Origin of the sequence: Caballeronia sp. LZ003, assembly GCF_031451465.1 — a bacterium.
Lineage (GTDB): Bacteria > Pseudomonadota > Gammaproteobacteria > Burkholderiales > Burkholderiaceae > Caballeronia.
In genome coordinates this window covers 1-1,101 of the sequence record NZ_JARUXJ010000063.1, presented here as the reverse complement: position 1 = coordinate 1,101, position 1,101 = coordinate 1, and the positions used below count along the sequence as shown (strand labels likewise).

Annotated in this window: 1 protein-coding gene; it reads left to right on the top strand. The window is 58.4% G+C overall.

Annotated elements, in window-relative coordinates; translation table 11 throughout:
- Positions 1 to 222: 222 nt before the first annotated feature.
- The coding region (locus tag QCE79_RS32910; protein ID WP_309851641.1) for a replication endonuclease at positions 223 to 1,101 on the top strand (879 nt) is incomplete at its 3' end.

Genomic DNA, 1,101 nt, shown 5'->3' with positions numbered 1-1,101 from the left:
TGGGCCGGGAAGCGACTCCGAAACTTCCCGGTTCGTTGGCGTGACCACATCACACAGCAGTGGCGTGAGCGGCACGCGTCACGTCAGATCGATGCGCGTCGCACTGCAAACCTGTTTTTGCTGAATATCACGGAGCGCCTCAACGCGCTACGTTTGCCGCTGAATGCTGACGACGATTTGATTCGCGAAACGGCCAAAAGGAAGGCTCGCGAATGTTTGACGATGGCCTCCAAGATTACCGATGTGAAGAATCGGCGCGCGGTGTTGGAAGACATCGTGCGCAGGTTCAATTGCGAGCCACCCAAGCCGATGCGCATCACGCGTAACGGCACGATCGCGGGCGCGATGGATAAGCCGGCAATTTTGCGCATGACCTGCGCGAAGTGGTGGCGCAAGGTGATTCGCGTCATGCACCGCAAGTTCTTCGAAGCCGCGGCGATGCAACTTGGGTTTATCAACGCAAAGATGGGTTCGTACGTGAGCGATGAATCCCTCAAAAGGCGCGTGCAGCAGCACAAGCGGACCCAACGAATGCTTGAACGGATAGTTGCAACAAACGAAGAAGGCGCGTGTCTTTCTTTGGCTGACTTACGCGCCCGCTCAGTATCGAACCCTGCGATCAAGCGCGGCGAACTCATGACGCGCATCAATGGATGCGAGGCAATCGCACGCGAGCTCGGGCACATCGGCTTGTTCCTTACGGTGACATGCCCATCACGCATGCACAAGTTCACCAAGGGCAAGCGATCCGTTCGATCGAAAGGCCGGTGGTACGTGAAGAACGTGCGAGAGAACCCGCGATACGACGGCACGCTACCGAACGAAGCGCAGTCCTATCTTTCGAGTATGTTCGCGCGTCTGCGCGCGTTCCTTGGCAATCACGGCGTAAAGTGGTACGGCTTTCGTATCGCGGAGCCCAATCACGACGGCACCCCGCATTGGCATTTTCTTGTCTTCTTCGATCCCGCCTTGTTCCGTCGCCGCAAAGGCGTGCGCGCTCCGGGTCAGCGCGGGCGCGTAAAAGACGTGTTCGTACGAGACGAGCGTGCGGCGCTGTTGCCGCGCTTGTGCGCATGGATACGACGTTACGCGCTGGAGGAT